This is a genomic window from Bacillus sp. EKM202B (assembly GCF_011066025.1).
In the GTDB taxonomy this organism is placed as follows: domain Bacteria; phylum Bacillota; class Bacilli; order Bacillales; family Bacillaceae_G; genus Bacillus_A; species Bacillus_A toyonensis.
The window spans coordinates 1-18,904 of the sequence record NZ_JAAMNK010000042.1 but is presented as its reverse complement, the minus strand read 5'-3'; the positions used below and the strand labels follow the sequence as shown (position 1 = coordinate 18,904).

Annotated in this window: 16 protein-coding genes and 2 pseudogenes; 8 read left to right on the top strand and 10 right to left on the bottom strand. The window is 30.8% G+C overall.

The window, feature by feature from the left end; translation table 11 throughout:
* Positions 1-152: 152 nt before the first annotated feature.
* From xerS to modA, 7 genes are all read right to left on the bottom strand, one after another.
* Positions 153-1,229, bottom strand: coding sequence for a tyrosine recombinase XerS (gene xerS, locus G9F74_RS26895; RefSeq protein ID WP_165406339.1), 1,077 nt, complete (start codon positions 1,227-1,229; stop codon positions 153-155).
* Positions 1,230-2,289: 1,060 nt separating this feature from the next.
* A complete protein-coding gene (locus G9F74_RS26890; RefSeq protein WP_000707038.1) occupies positions 2,290-2,976 on the bottom strand; it encodes an SDR family NAD(P)-dependent oxidoreductase in 687 nt (228 codons plus the stop codon).
* 35 nt (positions 2,977-3,011) lie between these two features.
* Positions 3,012-3,668, bottom strand: coding sequence for an ATP phosphoribosyltransferase (gene hisG / locus G9F74_RS26885; RefSeq protein WP_016107165.1), 657 nt, complete (start codon positions 3,666-3,668; stop codon positions 3,012-3,014).
* 65 nt (positions 3,669-3,733) lie between these two features.
* Positions 3,734-4,648 (bottom strand): acetamidase/formamidase family protein, encoded by a 915-nt coding sequence (locus tag G9F74_RS26880; protein WP_016107164.1) that lies wholly within the window; start codon positions 4,646-4,648, stop codon positions 3,734-3,736.
* Between the two features lie 4 nt (positions 4,649-4,652).
* Positions 4,653-5,372, bottom strand: a complete 720-nt coding sequence (locus G9F74_RS26875) for a phosphoribosylaminoimidazolesuccinocarboxamide synthase (protein ID WP_070189798.1) — start codon at positions 5,370-5,372, stop codon at positions 4,653-4,655.
* A gap of 35 nt (positions 5,373-5,407) precedes the next feature.
* Entirely contained in the window at positions 5,408-6,211 is an 804-nt protein-coding gene (locus G9F74_RS26870; RefSeq protein WP_016107162.1) for a Cof-type HAD-IIB family hydrolase, read from the bottom strand.
* 158 nt (positions 6,212-6,369) lie between these two features.
* Entirely contained in the window at positions 6,370-7,188 is an 819-nt protein-coding gene (gene modA, locus G9F74_RS26865; RefSeq protein ID WP_016107161.1) for a molybdate ABC transporter substrate-binding protein, read from the bottom strand.
* A 1,018-nt stretch (positions 7,189-8,206) separates the two neighbouring features.
* Here modA and G9F74_RS26860 point away from each other — a divergent pair.
* The 4 genes from G9F74_RS26860 to G9F74_RS26845 all read left to right on the top strand — a co-directional run bounded on the left by G9F74_RS26860 (position 8,207) and on the right by G9F74_RS26845 (position 11,636).
* On the top strand, positions 8,207-9,382 hold the full coding sequence (locus tag G9F74_RS26860; RefSeq protein ID WP_016107160.1) for an MFS transporter: 1,176 nt from the start codon (positions 8,207-8,209) through the stop codon (positions 9,380-9,382).
* A gap of 349 nt (positions 9,383-9,731) precedes the next feature.
* Positions 9,732-10,208 carry a YbaK/EbsC family protein gene (locus G9F74_RS26855; protein ID WP_000282323.1) on the top strand — a complete coding sequence of 159 codons (477 nt, stop codon included), beginning with the start codon at positions 9,732-9,734 and terminating at the stop codon, positions 10,206-10,208.
* A gap of 29 nt (positions 10,209-10,237) precedes the next feature.
* Positions 10,238-11,005 carry a YqcI/YcgG family protein gene (locus G9F74_RS26850; RefSeq protein ID WP_016107159.1) on the top strand — a complete coding sequence of 256 codons (768 nt, stop codon included), beginning with the start codon at positions 10,238-10,240 and terminating at the stop codon, positions 11,003-11,005.
* Entirely contained in the window at positions 10,998-11,636 is a 639-nt protein-coding gene (locus tag G9F74_RS26845; RefSeq protein ID WP_000624908.1) for a LysE family translocator, read from the top strand. Before G9F74_RS26850 ends, G9F74_RS26845 begins: the two co-directional genes overlap by 8 nt.
* A 93-nt stretch (positions 11,637-11,729) precedes the next feature.
* Here G9F74_RS26845 and G9F74_RS26840 read toward each other — a convergent pair whose 3' ends face one another.
* A complete protein-coding gene (locus G9F74_RS26840) occupies positions 11,730-12,503 on the bottom strand; it encodes an HAD-IIB family hydrolase (RefSeq protein ID WP_165406338.1) in 774 nt (257 codons plus the stop codon).
* A gap of 645 nt (positions 12,504-13,148) precedes the next feature.
* Here G9F74_RS26840 and G9F74_RS26835 point away from each other — a divergent pair.
* Both G9F74_RS26835 and G9F74_RS26830 read left to right on the top strand, forming a co-directional pair.
* Positions 13,149-14,354 carry a cytochrome P450 gene (locus G9F74_RS26835; RefSeq protein WP_165406337.1) on the top strand — a complete coding sequence of 402 codons (1,206 nt, stop codon included), beginning with the start codon at positions 13,149-13,151 and terminating at the stop codon, positions 14,352-14,354.
* Between the two features lie 27 nt (positions 14,355-14,381).
* Positions 14,382-15,665 carry an NCS2 family permease gene (locus tag G9F74_RS26830; protein ID WP_000141339.1) on the top strand — a complete coding sequence of 428 codons (1,284 nt, stop codon included), beginning with the start codon at positions 14,382-14,384 and terminating at the stop codon, positions 15,663-15,665.
* Positions 15,666-15,836: 171 nt separating this feature from the next.
* Here G9F74_RS26830 and G9F74_RS26825 read toward each other — a convergent pair whose 3' ends face one another.
* A complete protein-coding gene (locus G9F74_RS26825; protein ID WP_016107156.1) occupies positions 15,837-16,784 on the bottom strand; it encodes a helix-turn-helix transcriptional regulator in 948 nt (315 codons plus the stop codon).
* A 528-nt stretch (positions 16,785-17,312) separates the two neighbouring features.
* On the opposite strand from G9F74_RS26825, the pseudogene G9F74_RS30620 reads away from it, so the two are divergent.
* Positions 17,313-17,390 (top strand): annotated as a pseudogene (locus G9F74_RS30620) (DUF5065 family protein); the annotation flags it as partial.
* Between the two features lie 271 nt (positions 17,391-17,661).
* Positions 17,662-17,850, top strand: a pseudogene (locus tag G9F74_RS29915) (IS4 family transposase); the annotation flags it as partial.
* A gap of 149 nt (positions 17,851-17,999) precedes the next feature.
* On the opposite strand, the gene G9F74_RS26820 reads toward G9F74_RS29915, so the two are convergent.
* The coding region (locus G9F74_RS26820) for a transposase (RefSeq protein WP_165406336.1) at positions 18,000-18,904 on the bottom strand (905 nt) is incomplete at its 5' end.

Here is an 18,904-nt window from a genome sequence, read left to right as displayed (position 1 = left end):
GAATCTAGATTTCTCTGTTTTTCTCATCTCTCTAACAAAGGAATTTTTATATATTAATTAAAGTAGAATTTAAACTATGTATTTTTTATATAATAAAATCAAAGATGATGAGAAAAGAATAAAAGTTCAGCAATAGATGTGTCGCTGAACTTTTATTCTTTATTTTTTCCAATTCGCCCCAAACTATCTTTGATAGTTGTTTCTCCAAGTTGAGTGTATAGCAAGGCTGTATCTTGACTGGTATGCCCAAGTTGTTGCATGACTTGTAACGAGTCTTTTTCCTCCATGTATAGCTTATTCGCCAGTGTGTGTCTTAATTTATGAGGAGACATTTTTTTGCCATAGGCCTTCGTATATTTTTCTACTATATCCTGGATAGCTCTAACCGAAAGAGGCTGTGCAGTATGTTTATACTTCGATAAAAACACATTTTTTAATTCTTTCCCTGGAGCGTATTTGTTATCTCTAATTTCCATATACTTTTCAATATCATTCAATGCAATTGGGGTAATCCATACTGAGTCTTCTTTATTTCCTTTGCGAATTACATCAATTAGTCTTTCTTTTAGGTTTATATCCTCCATACGAAGATCGGCTAATTCACTTACACGAATACCACTACCAAGAAAGAGGGAGAGGATAGCTACATCACGATCTTTATCTCTTAGGAAATAGAATAACTGATGTTTTGTTAAAGATTTTTCATGTTCGTACTTAACGTAATTCAAAAATTCTTGATCGTCATCATTATGGAATATTTTAGATCTCATACGTTTTGCACGAGCATTTAATGTTTCTTTATCTTTATGTATTTCTATTTTAGCCATTACATTTCTATAAAAATAACATTCTCCATCTTCATTCTCTGATAGGGAGGTAAGATACTTAAATAATGATTTTAAGGCTGAAATTTTTCTGTTAACAGAGGAATTCTGCATGTTTTGTTGTAGTTTTAGAAACCTCATAAAGTTCTCAACATCTTTTTTCTTTAAATTCTCCAAATCAGAGAAGGATATGTCTTTAATGGGTTTTGATTCAATAATTTGTTCAGATAATAGCCAATTAAAGAAGACTCTAAAATCATATACATAATTCAGTAGGGTGGAGGGAGAGGCATCATGCAATTCTTTGTGCTCCACAAATTCTTCTATGTAAAAGGGCATTTCATTTAGATTTTCGTATAATTTCTTACGATGTACGGATTTTTGACGTTGCTTGCTGTAATCCATGAAAATCACCTCATATATACTATAACAGAAAAAATAAACGAACACAAGTTCGCGTAAAATTCAATTTTTACACATACATATTTACATAATTTAATTATGGTAACTAGAATATACCCGAAATTGAATAAGGATTGTGTAATCATTCTATTGAAAATGATAGATAACCAAATGATAAATTAAAATTACATTATAAAATTAGTAGAAAAATCACATGTGAATGTAGATAAAATAAAGGATTCTTTATACAAAAATCAATATGTGGAAACAGTTTAAATGTGGTTATCAAATATGAATTGATTATTTTAATCATGATTATGAGGAGTTAATTAGATCAACATAAGAAAAAATCTTATAAATTAAAATGTAATTTACTATAAAAATTATTAATGAGTAACTCAGCATTTAATAATTTCTATATAAAGTATGAATTGTATGGGCACATATCAATACACTAAGATTAATGAAATTGAGCTCAAATCCCCTAAATACTGTAGTAGAGTTTTATATAAATGTATAATTATTCGTAAAAACGGTATTTCGCGCGAAGTTTTGAAGTGTTTGTTTTTGCCTCTTTATAAATGCATCGTTCACTTCCCTTTCGTCATTATGAATATCTTTTAGTTTCAGATCCATTCGACTATACACATTAATATCGATTACATGGTTGTTTCTAAGACATAGCCAGTATATTTGCTTTTCCTAGCTTGATGGATGTATGGCGGTATCCCATTTCTATCAAGCTAATAATTTGAAATATCCCTAAAACGAAAATTTTATTTATAGCTGACCTTCGGAATTCAATTCACTTTTTTCGCTTTTGAGGACGATGCATTCCTTAACTTAATGATATATATCATTACTTGTACCATTATATATAAAAGTACATAAATATTTCTAGATGCTTTCCCCTACTCTTTTTGTAATATATGTTTTTTCTATTATTCTTGTATTAAGATAGTAGATATATCATAGAATTTCTCGTTTTTTTCCTTTAAATACAAAAACCTCCCCCATTTCCATAAAAAATGGGGGAGTAAAAAATAGAGTATCGCCATAATACTTATATATACTGCAATCTTTCCAATCCAGAAATTGGAGACCTATTTGGCATAGAAGGTCGAACTTCTACAAAAGCAGGCATTATGCTGGATGGTAATTCTGAGATTGCGACAGCCAATTGACCTATATCCCGTGGGCGCATTTTCCATTCATCATTTTCCATCGATCTATTGGCAATTGCTCCTAAGGATAGGTGACTAACACGTATTCCTTCATATCTTAAATCTTGTATTGCCGCCTCTGCCATTGCGTGCAAAGCAGATTTTGTACTTGAATATGCAACACCTTGCTCAAAGTAGTATTCACCCGCATGGCTTCCAATAAATATAATTAGCCCTTTACTCTGCTTTAGCATAGGAGCAGTAAATTGAATCAACCATAATGGGGCTGAAAGATTTGTACTTATACTGTCTTGCCAATCTTGTTCTGTTATCTTTGAAATGTTATTAAATCTTCTTATACCTGCATTATTTATTAATATATCTATTTTTCCATATCGTCTAATTATCCCGGCAACAGACTTTTCAATATCTATCTTTTGTGAAAGATCACATTGAATTTCTTCTAACCATTCTTCTTTACACAAAGTCCGATTCAATCCAATAACCTTGTGCCCTTTTTCCGCAAATGATTTTGCAATTCCGTATCCCAAACCACGATTTGCACCAGTTATTACTACTATTTTCACTTTAAAACACCACCTATTTTCTCAAAATGTTATTTTTATAACTTAGATGGCACATTAATGTTATAAAAATAATTATTAAAGTTTGCTAAAAAGTCATTAATTTGTTTTTCTTTTTCATATAAAGATTTTTTTCTTTTAACTATTTTTGCTGAAATCTCTTCAATTTTTTCATAGACTATTAATCCATTTTCAACAAGTGTCTTACCTGACTGCACTATTTCCACAATACAATCTGCCATATTCAATACTGGAGCAATTTCCACCGAACCATTTAAATGTATGACTTCTATATCATGGTATTGCTGATCAAAATATTTCCTTGTAATTACAGGATATTTACTTGCTACAGATTTTACATCTTTTATATTTATTCCAGGTTTTGCACAAACACACAGTTCACATTGGCCAATTTTAAGATCAAGTATATCTACAAAACCTTCACCTTTTTCTAATAGTAAATCACTTCCTACAACGCCTAAATCAGCAATTCCTTTCTCTAAAAAAAGTAAAATATCTACTGATTTCACCAAGATAAAGCGCAAATTTTGTTCACTTAACTCAAAACACAGTTCACGCGAACTCTCTAAATCTAAGGGGATATTAATCCCACTTGCTCTTAGAATCTGCAAGGTTTCTGATAATAAGCGTCCCTTTGAAAGAGCAATTGTAATAAACTCTTCATTCACTGACAAAGTGATTCCTCTCTTCATAGAAAATATAAAATCAAATGTTAATAATTTTTCATTTTCTTCTTTGTTTACTTTTTCCTTAGTACATCTTCTATACGTAAAACTTCAAATGGAATTAAAACTCCTACACTTTTAATTCTCCCTGTTAAGTGCCCAATAACAATGTCCGAGGTACATCCCAATAACATGTAGGCATCTGCCTTATTCATATGATTTGCTTGAGCTATTATCTTCGTAGAAGTATCTACGCCCATCTTAACAGCTTCTTCAAATGTCTCCCCAAATCCAATTATTACAATTCCTTGTTCTACCTGTAAAATGGGAGTAGGAATATTATTTTCAAATATATTTATATTTATTTGTAAAGTGCCTGATGCCTCTAAAGCAATCCCTGAGGGTTCTCCATTTCCTTGTAAAGCATGTAAGTCACCAGCGTATAATAAACCACCTTCGACAGCTACTGGTAAATAAATTGTTGTTCCTTCAACCAACCAGCGGATATCTAAATTCCCTCCGTATTTACATGTTGCACCATTTCTTGTTCTAAAGGGATCAGCTAGTCCTATCCCTCCCAAGCTAGGTCTAACCTGTAAATCAATTCCCTCAAAATCTATCCTATTATTTTTAATCTCTATTTTCTTATAATTCCGTTCTGTGAATTGACCCTTCAACACTCCTGAAGAACGTGAAATACATGTATATGCATGCTTGGCTAAATGAATATTTTTAATTTTTATAGCTACTGTCATTCCTGGCAAAGCTCCATTGATATAAACTGGCCCTGTAAACGGATGATGTTTGCCTTTATTAATTACATTATTTAATTCCTCTTCATTATCCGTCTCTTGTGAAAATGCATTCATTATCTCCATTGAGATTTCTTGACCTGGATTTACATATAAAACCGGTTCTCTCTCTGGAGATAACTCAAAACTAACTGTATCGGTTGAGTATTCAATAAAATTCACATCTACTTTATTCATCTTATTATTTCATACTCTCTACAGGCATTATCCGTTTCAATATTTCTTCATAAGCATGTACCAAGTCCCCTTTGTTGTAACGAAATACATCTTTATCTAGAGATTGATTTGTTTCTATATCCCAAAGACGCATACCATCTGGAGAAATTTCATCTCCTATTACCAAATCACCTGCTGCATTTCTTCCCATTTCGAACTTAAAATCAACTAACTTTACACCTCTTTCCAAAAGAAAATCCTTTAAAATAGCATTTAATTCAAAAGCTATCTCTCTGATAACTTCTATTTCTCTTTTAGTAGCAATGCCCATTGCAACAATGTAATCGGAATTCATCATCGGATCGTTTGAATATTTGAGGTCTAATTTTAAAATAGGCTGATTAAAAACTTGTCCATATTGGATAGGATAATTCCTTACAATTGAACCAGCCGCAATATTTCGGGGGATTATCTCCAATTTAATCATATCTAATTTGTTAACTTTCATTCTCCCCATTCCTATATTGGATATATAATGATTAGGTACCCCTTTTTTATGGAGCAACTCAAATATGTGAGAAGAAAATTCACATCTTAGTATTCCAGTTCCTATAATTCGAGCATTTTTATTTTGTGTATAAGAAGATACACTATCCAAAAAATGCATGATAATTGAATCATCTTCCTCCCCATAATACATCGACTTGGATTTACCACATGTATATAACAAACCGTTTTTCGTCATTATATTCTCCCCATTCCATTTATAATTTATAGTCTTTATATAGAAAAAATCCCACGTAAAGTGTGTGCTACACCATCATTTTCATTTGTTGGTGCAATACAATTCGCTCTTAATTGCACATCTTTTCCAGAGTTACCCATAGCAACTCCAAAACCAACTAGTTCCAACATTCCAATATCGTTTTCTGCATCACCAAAGGCCACTATGTTTGAAAGTGGGACACTGTAGTGATTCGCTATCCACTTTACAGCCGCTGCTTTCCCTGCATTTTTACACAAAATTTCTATCCAAACTTTACGGGAGTCGGAAAATGTATAAATTAAGTGCTCTTTGAAATGTTTTTCTAAAATTCTGATAATAAATTCGGTATTTCCCCTAACAATCAATTTAGATAAATGATCATCTAAAAAAGTTGACGGATATCCTATTGCATGTGGTGGACAACCCGCATCAATCCAGCACTGTACATCTTTATCAATTACATCCACCCAAAACTCGTTATTCTTTTCAGCTAAATAATTTTCAATGCTTTTTTCTTCTCTTAATACTTCAAATAATTTTTTTACTATGGAAATATCAATCATATTAGATGTAAGTATTTTACTGTTTCTATTATCAAAAATTAATGCCCCATTATAACAAATGCTTGGAGTATCCAGTTCTAATCCTTTTAAATATATTTCTATATCTCTTGGTGCTCTCGCCGTTGCGAGAATAACAGGTATTTTCATTTGATTTAAAGATTGTATAGTTTTTAATGTTTTATTACTAATCTCTTTATTATTGTTTAGCAAAGTACCATCTAAATCACATATGACAATTTCAAACGTAGAATTCATTTTAAATAACTCCTAAACAAGAATTAAAATCTCTTTATTTATCGATTTTTCGTCAATACTTAATTTATTATTTACAAAAGCAAGAAAGTATCCACCACTAAATATTTCTTATCTAATGGTGGATACTCTAAGTTTGCACAAAAATCTAAAATTTAGGTTTATGCTGCTTTGTTTAATTCCTGTTTCTGATTTAGCACTGAAAATCCGTATTTTACAAATGTTTCTTTTACTTGATCCGTTTGAAGATAGTTATAATACTCTGTAGTTTGAACTGGAGACAGTGTTGCTTTAAGAACACCCATTGGATAAATAATAGGGTCATGTAAACTAGAATCTGCTGTATCTACTATTTTTACTTGAGGTGAAATAAGTGCATCTGTCTTATATACAAGCCCAGCATCAACTTGCTTCGTTTCAATCAAAGACAATACGTGTCTTACATCAGTTGCTAATACAAATTTAGTTTTTAAAATTTCATACAGGTTCAGCCCTTCAAATACTTGTTTTGCATACATTCCAGCAGGTACTGTTGCAGGATTACCAATAGCTATCTTTTGCACATTATTTGTGTTCAAGTCCGAAAAACTATGCACAATATTATTTTCGATTGGTGTTGCTAATACTAATTCATTCCCTAAAAAATTAATAGCTTGGCTCGGATTGATATACCCCTTTTCAACTAGAGGAGTGAAATTTTTTTCTGCAGCGGAGATAAATAAATCTGCTGATTTACCTTGCTCAATCATTTGTTGAAGTGAACCCGAACCACCGTAAGTGAAAGTAAACTTTACATTTCCATGAGTTTTCTCATAATTGGCTGTAACTTCCTCTAAAACATCTTTTAAACTTGCAGCAGCAAATACCTTTATCTCAGTTTTATTAACATTTTCTTCCGCCATAGCAGGAGAGAATCCTGTGAAAATTGCGAGCATAAAAACAGAAACAGCACATAGTAAAAATAATTTAATTGTTTTCATAATTTTTCTCCCTTCTTAATAAAAGACAATAAATAAATTACCTAAAAAAAAGTACTCTTGTATCTCCTCCTTTATCAAAAGCATCACTTGTACAAAATTTAATTCTCGCAAACAGAACATACCACAACATTCTTACTACATTTTAAATTCTAATTTTTCTATATTTTCAGATTTATTTTTTTAGAAACATTTGTACAATAATATCTGCTCAATTTAAACAAATAAAGTATTATGAATCCGCTTTTTTATAAAAACCAACGCAATAAATGTTTATGAAATAACATCATCATATGTCGAAATATGCGATTTTATTTCATAAGGGAATTTTTTTGCGAAAAAATAATCTGAAAATACTCGTACTTAGTTATATTTAGTTATTTTTAATTGTGTTTAGTTAAAATTCGTTATGCATTAAAATCTCCGAAGAAATATATTCCAATTAAATCAAAAGTATTGTATACTTCTTTTTGTATTTTCAGAATAATAAAACGGAGGTGTTACAATTGACTTCATACTAATATGTACTTACCTTTACAAACAATAAATTCGAAATACTCAATGTGGAACATACCTTCAAATTAGTATGTTTTTAAAAGAGGTTTATTGGTTGGATAGCCTGTAGAATTTGATACTGGACTAGTTTCATTATAAGAACTAATCCCCCCTTTCAGTTAAAAATACAGTCTATAAACATAAACCATTTGATTGTATATTAAATAACTTTCTAATCTATGAAGGAACAAAAACAAAAGGCTTCTCTCCAAAGTATTACAGTTGAAAATACGCCAGACACTAAGAATTATTTCAAGCATGTGGAAGATCACTAAATACATTATTTTTCCAATTTACAAACCACTAATCATTGGGAGAAAAATTATTTAAACTACATTATAAAATAAATTTAAAAACTTAATATATTAATTTTAAGTAAATGTTGCTACAAACTAATAAAAAACGTTTTTAATACAGGTCAATTACTACTATAACAATATTAATCTTAATAAAGAGGTGGATAAAAATGAAAACATTTGATAAGTACTGTTCCTTTACTTTCTTTTCATACTTTGCAACATTTGCTATTGTAGTTCCGCTAACCGGTCTTTTTTTAAATCAATTACACTTTGGTAGCAAAGAGATAGGGATAATCCTTGGCATTTCAATCCTTGCCAGAATACTAGGACCATATGTATTCCTACTGATATCAAAACTAAATAGAAATTTAGCAAGCATATACCTTATACAATGCGTTCTCCTTTTAGTCGTTCTGTTTGTTGGTACTCAAGTTAAAAATAGCTTGGCTATAGTTATAGCACTCTCCTTACTAAATATTTTTTGGATATCTATTTTACCCAACATAGAAACAATTTCATTATCAAAGCTAAATGGTGACATGAAACGCTACTCAACCATTAGGATGTGGGGAAGCATCGGATTTATTTTCTTTTCAGTCTGGGCAAGTCATGCCCTTATTAAATTTGGTCCACTATCTTTTTGGTTTATATTAATATTTTTAGGACTTATGTTGTTAATTTCCTCTACTCTACTAATTCGCCTTGAACCGATTGAGGTTACGAAAAAAAAATCAAAAAGTATTTTTATTGAAAAAAAACTTTTGCTTTTTTATTCTGTATTTTTCTTATTTGAATTAACACATGCACCTTATTATGGATTCTTTTCTATTAAGTTGTTGGAAAATAATTATACTGGTTTTGCAATAGGTTCATTAATTGCTTTTGCAGTTATATGTGAAATTGTTACTTTTGCTTATGGTCATAGGCTTCTAAAATATATGAATGTTTCATCTATTCTCTTATTGTGTTCTATTTTAGGTATTCTAAGATGGACATTAATAGAACTTTTTGTCGGAAGCATTACTTTATTAGTAATTTCACAGTTAATGCATGCTTTTACCTTTGCTTTATATCACATTTGTGCTATGAACATTTTAAGTTTAAATGCAGACCAAGATTTAATTAGCCAAAGACAAACTACCTACACAGTTCTTACCATGGGTATAGGTGCTGCATTAGGAGCTTACCTGTCTGGCTTGTTCTGGGACGCTAAAATTTTTCAATTCTCATCTTTCATATCAGTTGGAGTTAGTTCACTGGTTATTAGTATAATACTTATTTTATTAATAATGAAAAAAGAAGCAAACCAAACCCTAAATATTCCTACCGAGAGTAATATGTAATTATATAGAGAACAATCCTTGTTGTAACAAACCTAAGAAAACTACATACAAAACATTAAATAATACATTTTAATCTTTAAAAACAAATTCTTTTATTCAATACCAAAATCATTTTTCTAAATTTTCAAAAATAAAACCATCTCAGAATTTCCGTATTTAAAAGAAAATTTATCAATACCTTTCTGCAGTGAAAAAGTTTAATATATTAAAAAGGTTCCAATATAACCCTTATATTGGAATTTTTTGATACCGAAACTCTATAAGTACCTTTTCATAAACACACATTAACAAGAATTAATTTTAAAACAAAAGTTTCTATGCACTTCATAAATCTTAAAGGAGGATAATTATGTATAATCATGTGATACAACTATTAGATCAAGCAAATATTTCTTATCAGCAATACAAGCATGAACCCAATCTGGATTATGATACAGATAGAGAAATACGAAAAAGATTTAATTTAGAAGGTGTTCCAAGTAAAAGTTTATTTCTAAAAGATAAAACCGGACATAATTATGTGCTAGTTACGATTGAAGGCGAAAAATTAGATTCAAAATCAATGAAAGAACTAATTGGCAAGAGGGTTTCAATTTGTTCATCTGAAGAATTGGTTGAAAAGACTTCCTGTGTTCCCGGTTGTGTAGCCCCTTTTGGATATCAGGATGAGGTTACCCTTATTATAGATAAAAAGATCTATAATTATAATAAATTTCTACTATCTCCAGGTGTACCTGAGTTAACAATTGAGATACACACAGAGGATATCAATAAAATTTTAAATATAGTGAAAAACAACATTTTAATTTATGAAAACAATCAATGATTTTATACTTACAATAAGGAGGGATTACAGTGGTAATCCAATTAACCAAATCTTATTTGTATAGTCAAAATAGAATTCTTGATGAAAAGAACAATGATTTCTTAGAAAACTGGAAAATACACGCTTACAACAGTTTCCACAAAAGTATTATGGATAATTCTAAACCGTTTCCTTGCTATTTTGCAGTAGATTCCGAAAAACATGGTTGGTCCAGATATCTTTTTATTGATTCAGCTTATGATCAAAAAGAGCTACTAAAGCTTAGAGATGGAATTTATGAATATATAAAGACATATCAGCAAATTGCCAAGCGGACCACGCTAGTGATATTCTTCAAACCCTCAAGTAAGCAATTACTGGCAGAAGAATATAAAAAACAATTTTGGAATGTACTACAATTTTTAATCGAAAATGATACTGAACCATGGAATCCAGAAATCCCAACAGATCCTTACCATGCTAAATGGGAATTTTGTTTTGCTGGAGAACCTATATTTGTAGTTTGCCGAGCACCTATATATGCTGAAAGACAAAGCAGATATACAGAGAATGGTCTTGAAATTACTCTTCAACCCCGCGGAACCTTAGATGATATTACAGGTAATACCAAACAGGGAAAACAAGTCCGTAAAGTTATTAGGAAACGCTTAATAGCCTACGATAATATTTCAATGCATCCAGATATAGGTGATTATGGTGCTGAAAATTCACATGAGTGGAAACAGTATATTTTGCCTGAAACAAATGAAGAAAGCGTAATGAGATGTCCGATTACAGGTGTAAAAAAACATGATTAGCATGATCTTTAGTTATATATTGTTAGGTGTTTCCCTTTCTGCTCCTGTGGGCCCAATCAATGTGGCTCAAATAAATAAAGGCATTAAAAATGGATTTTGGAGTGCTTGGTTTGTTGGATTAGGTGCTATGTCAGCTGATGTAATTATGATGCTACTCATTTATTTTGGGGTTTCCACTTTTTTAACAACTCCAATTGCTCAACTCTGTATTTGGATTTTTGGTTTTATTACCATGCTTTACTTAGGATATGAAAGTATTAAGGATGCTCCTAAACAAGTACAGCATTCTTTAACTGGTGAAAAAGAACATCCTCTAAAATCTTTTTTAGCAGGATTTGCAATTGCAATTTCAAATCCATTAAATATAGTATTTTGGATAGGAATTTACGGTTCTGTTCTTACTAGCGCAATAAATACAATTGGAAAAGAACAAGCTCTATGGTATAGTACAGCTATTTTTGCAGGTATTATGCTATGGGATTTATTCATGGCTACATCCATACATTTTGGTAGACGCTTTGTAAACGCTACTGTAATGAAATGGATTTCCATTTCAGCAGGTGTTATTTTAATCTGTTTTGGTATGTATTTTGGCTACCAAGCTGTGCTAACAATCCAACAGTTAATTTAAATAAAGTTGCGAAAATATCCCTTTGGAGTTGATAATCCAAAGGGATATTTTTCATTTAATAATTTAAAAATATATTAATTGATTTTTAAAGATTTAATTATGACTTAGGCTATATAATTCAGAAAGTTTCTCTAACCTATTTATGATCTCTATTTCATATTCTATGTCCATTGGAATACGTTCTTTAGAGAATGGCGCTAATTCTGGATGATGTCCAACCATTACTGAATATGCAGCATGTTCGAACATACTTATATCATTTGCATCATTTCCAAAAGCTACATATTCCCCTTCCTTAACTCCTAATACTTGTAGTGCATTCCATTTATGAATCCCCTTTGGACTAATATCTATTACATTCTCATTTCTATGTTTATGTACTACAACATCTAATAAACTTAGACTCTGAGATAGTTCTTCCATGTTGCTCGCTGTAAGGATTAAAATCTTAACTATAGAATTTAAAGAAGTCACCTTAACAGATTTAGCAAGTTTAGCTGGATCTAGATTATTAAGTATAGAATGATTATCCGGACCAGTATATGCATAATCCCAATCACCATCAATTAAATAAGTTGCTTGAAATTCATTTATCAAAGCAAGAATCTTTTTTAGTTGCGATTTCTCAAACTCTTTCGAATAAATTAATTTTCCATTTTGAGAAATTAAAGATCCATTTCCACCAATCAATGTATATTCGTGAAAACGTGGATGTATCACAGGTAGCATATCACGAATAGGTCTTGCAGAAGCAAATATAACTTCGTGACCATTTTTACTAATGTTATCTAAACATGCAAGAATTTTTTCCGAAACTGGTTTTCCCTTGAAGCAAATTGTACCATCTAAATCAAAGACAAATTTCAAAATTTGCACTCCCCTTCTTATTTCTCCTAGATTATATAATAACTCAAAAATAAACAACGTGATTTTAATTTAAGTTACTTACAGCTATTCACTCTACCCAATGCTGATCTATCATCTACCTTCTCTTCTGCTTATCTATAATGTCTTTAAATAAATCAAACATAAATTTAATAGACTATGTAGATTTTTCAAATTATTAACAAAGAAAACATATCATATCAATTCTATTAATTGCAAAATTATTTTTTTCTTTATTTTCAGGATAAAAACCTTTTGAACGCTTTATTTCTTAGTCACAACCCTTGATAGTCTTACAATTTAATAAAAGATTTTCGTTTCATTAACTATAAAAATTATCATCTTAATAAATGAAATAAGGAATATTCTGAATTAACTAAACAAATATATATCCAGTTATGTTTAGTTATGTTTGGTTATGTTTAGTTAAAAAAAGTATTGTTTTATAACTAAATTTATTGTTTAATATAATTTAGTTATAACTGGAAAATAGGTCCATATCTATATATATATTTCAAGCATTATTTTCTCTTTTCTCATCCAGCAACCAGATCACTCACAAAAATATGAAATATCAATTACAAGAAAATTAATATTACAAATAAAAGTGAATCTAGGAGTGACGAAATGGCTAACAATACTATAAAAAAAATTATCGAAGATAGATATAAATTTTATACAGAGGTCTTAGCTACAGAAAATATTATTTGGGATAAAGAACTCAATGCATGGCTTGTTTTTGATTACACCAATATCACCCAACTACTAAAAGATTCTCGATTAAAGGCTAATCGAAAAAAACAATTCATCGAAAAGCTAGATATACCTGTTGAGTATAAAGATAAACTCTCTAATTTTTACTCTAGATGGTTAATGTATATGGATAATCCTGAGCATAAAGAATTGCGTAAACATGTACAAGTACCTATCAATTTAACAAACTCTATTATAGAAGACTTAGCTAAATCTTCTACACTCAAAGTATGGAATTCTCTGAACAAAGATACTGAATTCGTTGACGTTGTCAATGAAATAGCTATACCGTTTACAGAAAATACTCTCGCTAATTTATTGGGTCTAGATGTAAAAGATTATAAACTAATTCTACAAGAAGCTTTTAAAGCTGTGGATTTCCTTTGGATTCCTGTTCCTAGTTTCGAAGATTCACAAAAAACTGTTTACTCTATTGACAAAACCTACAGTATTATTTCTGAAATTCGCGACCAACAAAGATACGAAAAAAACGGTTTATTTGATTTAATACTAAAAAATGTAGATCAAGTCGAAGATAGTTTGGCACTAATAGCAAATGTAACAGTAGATGGACATGAACCATTTCTCAGTGCTGTAAAAACATTAATGTATCTTTACATACAAAAGCAGAATGATAAATTACCTCAAAATAATCCTTACAGTTTACTAACAGTAGAAAATATAGTTGAAGAATCTTTAAGAATGGAATGCCCTTTTCCCTATTGTGCACGTGTTGCCAATGAAGATATACCTTTAGAAGATAAACTCATTAATAAAGGTGACAGAATTATTTTATTTATCTCTTCTGGAAATAGAGATCGGAGTAAATATGAAAACCCAAATGAATGCCAAAAGCGATCAAATACCCCTCCAATCTTAAGTTTTGGAGTTGGTTCTCATTACTGTGCCGGCGCAAATCTAACAAAGAAATCACTAAAAGTATTTTTAAATACCATACAACCTTTTATAGAAGATAAGTCACTTATTATTGACCATTTAGAATGGAACGATACTTTTGGATTTAGAACAATTTCAACTTTGAAAGTTACAATAAAAACGAAGTACCCAGTCAATGTATAAAAAATTTGAACAGAGGAGACTTATGTCATGACAGAATGGATTTATACTCACTTTAATATGACACACTACAATACAACCATAAAAAAAGAATTACTAGCTGCTTTAACAAGTTTCTTCACTGTTTCATATATAGTGATTGTAAATGCCTCCATATTAAGAGACGCAGGAATTAGTACAGAGGCATCTGTAGTAGCCACTACTCTTACATGCTTTTTAGGTTGTCTTATAATAGGATTTTGGGCAAACTCCCCTCTCGTAATTATCCCTGGAATGGGGGAAAACATTTTCTTTTCCTATACAATTGTTCAATCTCTAGGACTAAATTGGCAGGAAGCTTTAGGAGTCGTATTAGTATCAGGCATTATTTTCACTCTGATTACATTTACACCTTTTTCTAGACTTTTAATCAACTCTATTCCACACTCCTTAAAAAATGCTATTACTGTAGGGATTGGTCTATTTTTGACCTTTATCGGACTTCAAAAAGGTGGACTTATTACAGATTCTTCTGTAACGATAATAGGATTGGATAACCTATTTAAAGCAAATACATTACTTACAATTTTCACTCTGGCATTAGCTGTAATCCTTTTTATTTATAATATCAGAGGAGGATTTTTAATCGTTATAGGAATTAGTACATTAGTTGCAGCCCTCTGTGGCATAACAAAATTAGATCCTTCTTATAATATGGGATCTTTATATGAGCATTACCCAGCTGTGTTCAATGCTTTTTCTTTTGCACAAGTAAAAAATGCATCCTTTTGGACAGCTACCTTTTCTTTAACAATGATTCTACTATTTCAAAATCTAGGAACCATACAAAGTTTTGAAAATGACAATAAACGTTTCAATCGGGCTTATCAGGCAACCGGGATGTCAAACATTTTTGCTGGGATTTTTGGGACTAGTTCTACTGTAGCTGGTTTAGAAAGCGCTGTGGGAATAGCTGCTGGTGCAAAAACCGGTTTATCCTCTATTTTTGTTGGATTACTATTTCTTATCTCTTTTTTCTTTATGCCTTTTATAAAAATGATTCCAGATGGAGCCGTTGCACCTATTCTAATTATCATTGGAAGTTTAATGTTAAAAAGCATAAAAGAGATTGACTTTGATGATTTCTCGGAATATTTCCCTGCCTTTCTTACAATTATTATGATTCCACTGACTTACAATATAGCTGACGGTATAGCTTTTGGTTTTATATTTTATCCAGTAATAAAACTTCTAACTGGAAAAAGAAAAGAATTAAACAAAACTATTTGTGTTATCGGTCTATTATTCTTATTAAACTACTTACTATCCTATTAATTAGTAATTCTTTATACATAAAAAATGCACCTCCAATTGTTAATTATGTGTCTAACAATTGAGGTGCACTTCATATAAAGCAGTCTTTTTCTATGTATAAATCCCATCTATACACAGATAACAAGCTTTTTGTATCTCATTATTATAAATAAAAAAAGATGTTAAATCTACCTAAAAAGATTCGTATATCGTGTTTCCTGTCAATGTTAAATCATATCCTCCAATATACTCTAGTTCCTGTTTAAAATCTGTTGAATGCAGTATTTCTTTAATTTCATTAATAATTTTAACAGTATTTTCATTTTTCAAGATAATAAGATCATACTGTTCCTTTATTAATGGAACGAATTCAACCTTTGTTATATTGGCAACATTCTCAATCCCTATTCCCACATCCGCTTTATTCATAGCTACACTAGTTGCAATACTAAAGTGGCTACTTTCTTCGTAATCATAACCTTTAATCTTTGTTCTATGTATATTATGAATACGTAACTGTTCATCTAATAATACGCGTATACCCGCTCCAACTTCTCTATTCACTATCTTTACATCTTCTCTGCATAAATCTTCCCAAGTTTTGATATTCTTCGGATTACCTTTTTGTACATAAAATCCTACATTCCTTAAAAGTAAATTAAAGATTATATACTGGGAATTTGTTAAGATTCTTTTAGTATAGGGAATGTTGTATTCTTTAGTATCACCATCAAATAGATGTAGACTGACTATACTTCCTTCACCTTTATACAAACGAATCAAACTTGTAAGACTTCCATCATAAGCTCTTAGCATTCTTTCTCCCATACCACTCTCCATATATTTTCCTAGTATGTCCAATGCCATATCTTGCCCACTAATTACAATTGCATTCGTTAAATTATGTTTTTCAGATAATTGAGCGGAATTTTTTAGGCTCCCCGTTTTACTTTGCTCTATGTATTTCTGTAGATCTTCTACATCAATTCGAACTTGCCTACCTATTCGATAAGAAGGCAATTCCCCTCTTTTGATAAGTTCATAAACAGTTAATTTAGATATTTTCAACTTCTTTGCAGCTTCTTCTGCTGTATATGACTCGTTCAAAGTTTCAGTCCCCCAATCTCTTAAATTTATCATATAATATTTGTCTCTATTTTTCCAAGAAGTATATTTGTAGCAAATAGAATACCCTTAAATTAATTTTTTATAAACTGAACTATTTCTTTTATCCTGTACTAATCAAGTACTTAATTTTTAAAAAGAATACTGTTTTTTAGTTCTCCTCATTTTTTTTTCATAAAAACATCAGTTTAAAGCTCTTCTTTTCACTTTTCACGAGCTATTAATTAAAACTGAATCGACCTACGTTTCAGAGAATTTATTTGATCCCAAATAAAGTTTTCATTACGATGCCTATAATTTATTTCTCAACATAAGACAACTAGAATTTTAAATAGTTAAATGGTAATATATAGACATCTCAATTACGCTATTTCTTGTAGCTAGGGCTTGTTTCAAGGACAGGCTCTTTTTTTATGGATTTTTAAACATTTCTATTCCCTTTAGTTTTTTTATAATTCCAATATATAAACACCACTCTTTACTTTTGTATCCTATTGAACCGTATTCTGTGCAATTTATACTGAACTAGAATCCTTCTTATAAGAATTAGCCGTTGATGATTTGAAGCATGGAGATACTTTGGACATTACAACTTATACAGGTGGTAAAGATATATCGATTAAATGAAGTTGAAAATGAAGTAGTAAATATGCAAAGGTATTTTTGTGAAAATTTTAAAAATAAAAATAGGTGTTTGACGAAAAATTTTATTTACTTAGAATTTCCCCTTGACTGAAGTGCATCCTTCTATTATGGAAGGCATATCTCGTTTAGGGTTAGTAACACACATCCATCAACTTAAGGATTTAGACTATTTTTGAAGTTAAAAGCACGTTACTATTTTCTTATGTTAATGAGAAAGGGTGACGTGCTTTTTATGAATATGCATCAGAAAGAGCTAAGTGAATATAAAGCGATGTATATAATTTAGGATTATTTTTTACTTTTTTACCAAGCATTACACAAAAACGCCCAAGAATTGTCAAAGGTTCTCCTTCGTCTGTTTAACCTCCTACAGCACAACGGACGAAAATCTCATCGATATGAGAAAAAGACAGTCTTTGATATTTCTTACGATTAGTCAATCCTTATTTTTAGATTTTTAATCAATTAAATATCGCAAAGCCTATATTCATATATGTTAAATTTAATGCAAACTAAATACCCCTAATATGTATTCGTTTTTTTACTAGGGGGAATAAATATAGTATGATGAATGAGACTATGATTTCAGGCGGTTAACCGATAATCATAGTGTATATTATGTGTAATAAGGTAGAAGAGGAGCTTCAATAACTTATTTACACATGCGATTGACGCAACTTTATGACATTTGTTATAAGGTTGCGTTTTTAATTTATCATAATACTCAACAATGTGGTTCTGTCCGTAACGACGTAGCTTTATCATGTTCTGGATAATGAGAAAAAGAAGCTTACGCAGATGCTTATTTCCACGTTTATTGATCTTATCTTTGAAAAAAGTTTTTCCTGATTGAAAACGGCGTATATCAATACCTGCAAATGCATTAAGTTGTTTGTTATTTTCGAAGCGAGTAATATCCCCGATTTCAGCTAACAAACGTATAGCCGTATTGGGACCTATTCCCGGAAAACTAAGAATAATTGGATATTCTGTGCGACTTTCAGCTAATCGTACCATCTTCGTGATACACTGTTCTTTTTGATGAAGGAGCTCCTGATAGCGTTTCGCGTACGATTTGAGTTGTTCACATAAAACGTCATCCTGACGTACGGCTGGATAAGAATACCTGGCAGCCTCAAGTACTTCCATAGCTTTCTTTTCTGCTATGCTGATTGAGATGTTTTTATTGGTATTTTTACGAATCTGATTCTTCATGACCGTTTTGGAAAGATTTTGAACAAAATCTGGGTGAGGGAATAATTGAACAAAGTTTAAAAATAAATCTGATTTAGTTGTGAAAATCTGTTCCAATTCCGGAAATGTCAACTGAATGACTTTATGCATCCGGCTACGAATTAAAGATAATTCGTCATCCAGTTCACTATAAAACCTTGAGAGTGATTTTAATTGATAAAATAAGTTATCTGTGCCTGTCTTTTCCCTCCGGGAAGCCGTGAAATGTGTGAGAGCTAATTGATGTGCGTCGCTTC

Excerpts from the sequence above, each read along its gene's own strand:
- xerS (WP_165406339.1), bottom strand. The coding sequence starts at position 1,229 with ATGGATTACAGCAAGCAACGTCAAAAATCCGTACATCGTAAGAAATTA.
- G9F74_RS26880 (WP_016107164.1), bottom strand. The coding sequence starts at position 4,648 with ATGAATAAAGTAGATGTGAATTTTATTGAATACTCAACCGATACAGTT.
- G9F74_RS26875 (WP_070189798.1), bottom strand. The coding sequence starts at position 5,372 with ATGACGAAAAACGGTTTGTTATATACATGTGGTAAATCCAAGTCGATG.
- G9F74_RS26870 (WP_016107162.1), bottom strand. The coding sequence starts at position 6,211 with ATGAATTCTACGTTTGAAATTGTCATATGTGATTTAGATGGTACTTTG.
- modA (WP_016107161.1), bottom strand. The coding sequence starts at position 7,188 with ATGAAAACAATTAAATTATTTTTACTATGTGCTGTTTCTGTTTTTATG.
- G9F74_RS26860 (WP_016107160.1), top strand. The coding sequence starts at position 8,207 with ATGAAAACATTTGATAAGTACTGTTCCTTTACTTTCTTTTCATACTTT.
- G9F74_RS26855 (WP_000282323.1), top strand. The coding sequence starts at position 9,732 with ATGTATAATCATGTGATACAACTATTAGATCAAGCAAATATTTCTTAT.
- G9F74_RS26845 (WP_000624908.1), top strand. The coding sequence starts at position 10,998 with ATGATTAGCATGATCTTTAGTTATATATTGTTAGGTGTTTCCCTTTCT.
- G9F74_RS26835 (WP_165406337.1), top strand. The coding sequence starts at position 13,149 with ATGGCTAACAATACTATAAAAAAAATTATCGAAGATAGATATAAATTT.
- G9F74_RS26830 (WP_000141339.1), top strand. The coding sequence starts at position 14,382 with ATGACAGAATGGATTTATACTCACTTTAATATGACACACTACAATACA.
- G9F74_RS26825 (WP_016107156.1), bottom strand. The coding sequence starts at position 16,784 with ATGATAAATTTAAGAGATTGGGGGACTGAAACTTTGAACGAGTCATAT.